Raw genomic sequence first — 6841 nt, 5'->3', positions numbered from 1 at the left:
TACCTCTTCGGCCGCAGCCGCACCAGCGAAGTGACGTACAAGGTCCTCTACACCGTCTTCGCCATCGCCGGATCCCTGCTGACCCTGCAGACCCTCATCGACCTGGCCGACGCGGTCCTCTTCTCCCTCGCCGTCATCAACATCATCGGCCTCTACCTCCTCGCCCCCGTCGTCAAGCGCGAACTCAACACCTTCCTGGAGTACGTCCGCGCCCGCAACGCCGGACAGACCACCGGAAACGGCAACGAAGACCAGGAGTCGGCGAAGAGCACCGTCTGACCCACCGCATCCGGACCCACCCCCCGGAGACACCCCCGGCCGAAGACCGAGCAAGGGCCCGTACTCACCTCACAACCCTGGTGAGCACGGGCCCGTTCGCCATCCCCCGACCTGTTCGTGGGGGGGGGCTGGCCCACGTCCGGGGGATCGTAGGTGATCGAGCGACCGACCCATGTCATGCGCGTCCCGTGCGCGAGGCCGCGGATGCCTTGGGCGGCGCACGCCGTGCTCACGGCCGGTGGACGTGTCCGTCCTTCTCGCGCGCGTCCGGCGTCCGCGCACTGCTCGCCGGCTCTGGAATGCCGGCCAGGTCCTCGACGTCGAAGATCCTCGCGATAGGCACGTCGGTGCTGCTGTGGGCGACGATCGAGAAGGCGATGCAGACAGCGATGAGCGTGTACGCCTGCTCCCCCTGCGGAATACCGGCCTGCAGCACGAGGAGCCCGTAGACCACCGACGCGAAGCCCTTGGGGCCGAACCACGCGGCCACCAGTTTCTCCCGTCGGTCGAACTGCGTACCGACGAGGGAGATCAGCATCGATGCCGGGCGCACCAGCATGATCGCCAGGACGACGGCCACGTAGCCGGTCCAGGACAGATCGGCGAAGAGCTGGGGCGTCAGCAGGGCACCGAAGACCAGCAGCGCGGCGAACTTCGCCAGTTCCGCGAGCGCCTCACCGAGCGGTTCGAAGGCCGTCTTCGCCTCGGGCGACACGGAGGTGAGAACGGCACCCGCGGAGAAGGCGGCCAGGTACGGATTCGCATGAGTCAGGTGGCACGCGGCGTACAGAATGATCCCGGTGGCCAGGGGCAGCAGCGGCTGCAGCTTGGGCTCTGCTCCCAGCAGCGGGAACCGGGCGAGGCCGTTGACCAGGAGCGGCAGCACCACGCCGAAGGCAAGTCCCAGGCCGAGCTCCAGGGCGATCATCCCCAAGGACGACTGCGCGTGGCCGCTGGTCGGCCCGGCGGCGGCGATGAGAACGAGCACCACCGGCAGGGCGAGCCCGTCATTGATGCCGCTCTCCACGTTCAGCAACTGCCGCAGTTTGGGCGGCACTTCCTTGCGTCCCACGATCGCCGAGGCGAAGACCGGGTCGGTGGGGGCCAGGACGGCACCCACGAGGAAGGAGGTCGTCCAGTCCAGCCCGACCAGGTAGTGGGTGATCAGCGCCATGCCGACGAAGGCGAGGGGCATGCCGAGGCCGAGGGCGCGGGCCGGGTTCTTCCAGTTCTCCCTGAGTTTCGGGAAGGACACGTGCATGCCGTCGGTGAACAGCACCGCGAACAGGGCGAGATCGGCGGTGACCGCGACGATCTCGCTGTCCGGGGTGATGTGGACCAGCCCGAGGAAGCCTTCGCTGACGAGAGCGCCGCCGACCAGGAAGAGGAAGGAGGTGGACAGCACGGTCCGGGCCGCGAGTCCGGAGAGCAGAACCGCGATGAGCAGAGCGGCACCGAAGACCGCGACGAGTACCACGAAGACCAACTCCGATCGACGAAGACAGCTGTTCCCAGTCGCCGACCAGACTTCCCGGCACTCCGTGACGGACTTTACACGCCCCTTACGCGTCCCTGACAGGTGCCTGGCGGGCAGCGCCGCCCACCGGACACTGCCGCGCCCCGGCGGGACGCCATGCGCTGGGTGGCCCCCTCATTCTTCCCCGGACCCGGGCGCCGGGCGGGCGGCGTGCCGGGCTGTCGGGTTGGCGACGAGGTGGCGCGGGTCGGCGGCGCGGTTGATGGCCGACTCGACCGCCGCGACCCGGTCGGCCAGCAGTCCGAGGGCGGCGACGGCTCGGGTGAGGGGGTCACTCTCGGGCCCGCCGAGGGTCTGGGTGCGGACGTACGCCGCCTTCAGCTCCGCCCAGCGACCGGCCTGGGCGGCGGTGAGGGTGCCCCGCAGCTCGGCCAGCTTCAGCAGGCCGGCCTCGGCGCCGGTGGTCAGCGTCTGGGCCTCCGCCGTGTAGTGGTCGTCGATCAGGGCGGACACCTCGGCGTCGTTCATGACCGGCTGGATGCGCTGGACGATCTTGTTCATGTTGCGGTAGGAGCCCTGGAGCCGGAAGGGCGGCTCGAACCGGGTGGTGTCCGACTGGGCGGCCGAGGCGATGTACGCGGCGTTGACCGCGAGGACGGTCTCGCGGGCGCTGAGCAGATGGCGCAGGACCGCGGTGATCCGGTCCAGCTCGGCGGGCGCGTACGGGTGGGTCAGCCGGTCGGCGCGCGCGGCCGGGTCGCCCCCGGCCAGCCGGAGCAGCAGTTCCAGGTCGGCGCGGTCGCGGCCGGCGAGCGGGGCGAGGACCGGATTGGCGGTCAGGGCGTTCTCGACGAAGCTGAGGGCGAAGGCGTCCTGCTTGCCGGTGAGGACCTCGCCGAGGTTCCACACGTCGGCGCGGTTGGCGAGCATGTCGGGGACCTGGAAGCGGCTGCCGGACTCGGTGTACGGGTTGCCCGCCATGCACACCGCGAAGCGCTTGCCGCGCAGGTCGTAGGTGCGGGGCTCGCCGTCGCGTACGCCCTCGATGCGGCGGGTGGCGTCGCACAGCGGGATGAACTGCTGGAGCAGCTCGGGCGAGGTGTGCTGGATGTCGTCGAGGTAGAGCAGGGTGTTGTTGCCCGCCTCCAGCGCGAAGTTGATCTTCTCGATCTCCTGCCGGGCGGTGGCGTTGGGGGCCTCGGCCGGGTCGAGCGAGGTCACCGTGTGGCCCAGTGCCGGGCCGTTGACCTTCACCAGCAGCAGGCCGAGCCGGTCGGCGACGTACTCCACGAGGGTCGTCTTGCCGTAGCCCGGCGGGGAGATGAGCAGCAGCAGGCCGCCGGTGTCGGTGCGCTTGGCGTCGCCCGTGGTGCCGAGCTGCTTGGCGAGGCTGTCGCCGATCAGGGGGAGGTAGACCTCGTCGATGAGCCTGCTGCGCACGAACGCGGACATCACGCGCGGCCGGAACTCGTCGAGGCGCAGGCGGCCGCGCTCGGCGGCGACCAGTGCCGCGCGGCGGCGCTGGTAGGCGCGGTGGGCGGGGAGCTCGCGGGCGCGGAACTCCCGTGCGCGGGCGATGAGCTCGTCGACGCGGACGGTCAGGGTCCGGTCGTGGACGCGCGGGTGGGTGCCGAGCAGGCTCTCGACGGTCTCGGTCAGCGGAGCGTCGGCCTCGTAGCGGGGCAGACCGGGGCACAGTTCCGCGGTCACGGCCTCGGCCAGATCGCCCGGGGCGAGGTCGGTGCCGGTCGCGGTGGTGTACGACGTCAGCCACGCCTCGACGAGTTGCCTGCGGGCGGCCGGGGCGGTGAGGGCGGTGAGGTCGTCGTCGTAGGCGGAGCCGCCGACGGTGCGGCGGAACTTGTCGAGCAGGGTCCGGGTGCCCGCGCTGAGGACGAAGCCGTCGGGGCCGGTCGTCAGCTCCTCGAAGAGGTAGGCGGCCGCCGCTCGCGTGCCGATCACGTCGGCGAGTTCGGCTTCCAGGTCGGCGATCGCGGGCGCGAGCCCGAAGGTGTCGCGGGCCCGGGCCAGGGAGACGGCGCGGCGGGTCCAGGCGTCGCGTTCCTCGGCCGTCGTGCCATGCGCCCAGAAGAACTGGGCGGCGGCGCGGGCAGTCGGCTCGTGGCGCAGGAGGCCCGCGCCCTCGTGCAGGCGCAGGAGGGCGGCGAGGATCAGGGCCGCGTCATGGTCGTGGACACCGCGCTCGTAGCCCTCGTCGTAGGCCGCCTCCGCTGCCTGGCGGACCAGGGCGGGCAGGTCGTCGGCCGCTGCGAGGGCTGCCGGACCGCACTCGTCGAGCAGGCGGGCGGCGAGGTGTTCGGCGCGGTAGATCTCGGGCGACTCCGAGGACAGCGGGCGGTCCCAGTACGGGCGGGTGGCGGCGAAGTCGGGGTCGGTGACCGGGGCGCGGTAGTCCGTGCCCGTCAACGCGAAGGCCAGGTTCTCGCCCTGGGGGACGAGGGTGAGGTCCAGCGGCTGGGTGTTGACCGCGAAGCGGTGGCCGCCCAGGCGGACGGTGCGGCCGCCGTCGGCGTACAGGTCGGTGCGGTCGCGCAGCGCGCGCAGGGCCTGCTGCCGGGCGGTCTTCAGGCGGCCGTCGAGTTCTTCCGCTCTGACCTGGTCGCCGAGTGAGCGCAGCTCGTCGGCCGTGCGGCGCACCTTGGCGGGCATCGGATCGGAGGTGAAGTACGTGGTGACGGCGTCCGCGTCGGCGAGCGAGGACGCCCGGCGGACGATCGTGGCCAGGACCCGGTCGGCCGACTCGGCCAGGCGCTCGGCCCTGCGGGCACGGGCGTCGGCGAGGGTCTGCTTACGGGCGGAAAGCGCCTCGTGGATCTCGTCGCGCTTGTCCGCCAGCTCGGCGAGGAAGTCGTCGGACTCGGCGAACCGGGACTCCAGGTCCTCCACCCGCACGAGCAGGCGGGCGAGTTGTTCGTCGCAGTCCTCGGGGGTGCCGGCCGCCGCGAGGGCACCGGTGACCGCCTGGCCGAGCAGCGCGAACTCCGCGGTGAACTCGGCCCGGCCCTCGCGGTCCCGCAGGGCACGGCGGCGGCCGTCCAGCGTGGCGCGGGCGCGGTTGACACCCCCGAGGACCTCGGCGATCCGCTCCAGGACGGACGTGCGGACGGTGGCGTCGCCGATGTCCAGGCCGGAGACGACGTCGGTCACCGTGCGCAGGTTGTCGGCGTGCTCGTCGAGGCGGGCCGCGACGGGCTCCGCCTCGGCCACGGTGGTGATCGCCTCGGCGTCGGCGACGAGCCGCTCGATGTCGGCGCGGTGGTCGGCGAAGGCGTCCTCGTGCGCCAGGTGGGTCACGGCCCGCTGCCCGAACGAGACGAGGTCGTGCTCGACGTCCGCGGCCAGCTCGTCGATGCGGTCGGTGTCGGCGTACCGCATGTCCTTGAGGGTGAGCAGGTGCCCCTGGGCCTGCCGGAGCTCAGTGAGCCCTGCCACCCACGCCTCGGCGCCGCGCGGTGCCTCGCCGCGCAGGCGCCGTACGACGGTGGCGACGCGTGCCGTCGCCTCGGTGAGCGCGTCGGCCGCCTGGCGGGTGAGCGTCCGCACCGTCTCGAACTCGGCCAGCACCTGTTCCGCGGTGTCCCTCACCCGGGTGAGCGGCTCGTGCAGGGCACCGAGGTCCGCCTCGGCCAGCCAGTGGTGCGAGTCGGCGGCTCGGGCACAGGCGGCCACGAGCGCCTCGTAGACCTCTCCGGTCGGGGTGGTCTCGGTGACCGCGCGCGCGACGGACAGGCAGTCGGAGATGCCGCGCACGAGGTCGGCGTTGCCGACGCGGGCGAGCGGACCGGTGCCGGCCGGCTGGGCGGCGGCGTGGGTGTCGGAGACGTACGGGGAGGTCCACCGCTGCACCGGGTGCACGCGCTGCGGCTCGGTGCCGGCTGCCCGCAGGGCGAGGACGGCTCCGTCGTCGAACAGGGCCCAGCCGTGGCAGGACAGCGGGGCGGCGACCTCCTTGCGGATGACGTTGTAGTGCAGGAGGAGACCGCGTCCCGCCACGCGGGCGTGGAAGGCGAAGAGGACGTCCTCGCCGTTCGGGGAGCGGACCGCCCGCTCGAACTCCAGGCCCTCGGTGTCGACGCCGTCGAACGTCCGGTGGGTGCCGGTGGCCAGGCAGTAGCCGCCGGGGAAGACGATGCCCTGGTCCTCGGGCAGCCGGCGGCACGCCTGCCCGATGCCGTCGAGGCGGACGACGGTCCTGGTGAGGGTGTTGAACACCAGGTAGCGGTGGGTGTCCTCCTTGTACGGAAGGACGTCCACCAGGATCAGGGCACCCACCCGCGCGTACGCGATGTGCGCGTCGGCGAGTGACTGCAGCGGCTCGGCGACCGGCTCGGCGTACACCCCCTCGTCCGTCTCGGTGTCGTCCTCGGTCTTGACGGTGAGCGTCCCGCCCAGCGTCTCGACGAACACCTCGCCCTCGATGGAGACGTGCGGGTGCCGGCCCAGGACGTGGTCCTCGCGGGTCGTCACCGTCCACGCGAAGTCGTGCGCGGGCGGCAGGACGTGGTCCCGGTCACCGCGCGCGTCCAGGAAGGACGCCCGGCCGTCGTCGGACAGCGCCCAGCGCAGGACCCGGATGTCCTCCGCCTTCTCGCCCGTTCGGAAGACGGCGAGCACCTTGTCCTCGACCCGCCGGAGCTGGAGCAGCCTGGCCTGGTGGAAGTACCGGTGGAGGGCGGCGAACTCCCGGACGAACGCGGGGTCGTCGAGCAGGCCGGGCACGGCGTCGTCGGGCAGCCTGTCCAGGGCGCGGTCGTGCAGCGCGAACACGTCGCCCACGGCGGTCTCGGCCCCGCGGCCGGGGACGGTGTTGTACCCGAAGAGCAGAGCGTCGCCGACGGACACGAGGTCACGCGGCACGCACGCCGACTCGGTGCGCAGTTGTTCGGTGCCGGCCAGTTCCAGGCGCAGAGAACCGAACTCCTCGACGCGGCGAGCGTTCAGCGCCTCGGCGCGGCCGGCCAGCTCGGACGCCTGCGCGGTGAGGCGGTCGCGCAGCACCTCGTACGTACCCGTGTCCAGGGCGGTGGTCATGAGGTCCCTCTCAGGAAGTCGAAAAGAGCGGTC

The 6841-nt window shown here is 72.3% G+C and carries 3 protein-coding genes; 1 reads left to right on the top strand and 2 read right to left on the bottom strand.

Features of this window, described 5'->3' with window-relative positions:
- Window positions 1-279, top strand: a 279-nt coding sequence (locus ACIQ6R_RS22600) for an alanine:cation symporter family protein (protein ID WP_404223012.1), incomplete at its 5' end; no start/stop codon positions are given.
- 229 nt (window positions 280-508) lie between these two features.
- Here ACIQ6R_RS22600 and ACIQ6R_RS22595 read toward each other — a convergent pair.
- Window positions 509-1756 (bottom strand): cation:proton antiporter, encoded by a 1248-nt coding sequence (locus tag ACIQ6R_RS22595; protein ID WP_404223011.1) that lies wholly within the window; start codon window positions 1754-1756, stop codon window positions 509-511.
- Between the two features lie 174 nt (window positions 1757-1930).
- Window positions 1931-6808 carry a DNA repair ATPase gene (locus ACIQ6R_RS22590; protein WP_404223010.1) on the bottom strand — a complete coding sequence of 1626 codons (4878 nt, stop codon included), beginning with the start codon at window positions 6806-6808 and terminating at the stop codon, window positions 1931-1933.
- Window positions 6809-6841: the final 33 nt, after the last annotated feature.

This window comes from Streptomyces sp. NPDC096048, from assembly GCF_044763415.1.
Classification (GTDB): domain Bacteria; phylum Actinomycetota; class Actinomycetes; order Streptomycetales; family Streptomycetaceae; genus Streptomyces.
The sequence above is the reverse complement of the archived record's forward strand: the minus strand, read 5'-3'. Positions and strand labels throughout refer to the sequence as shown.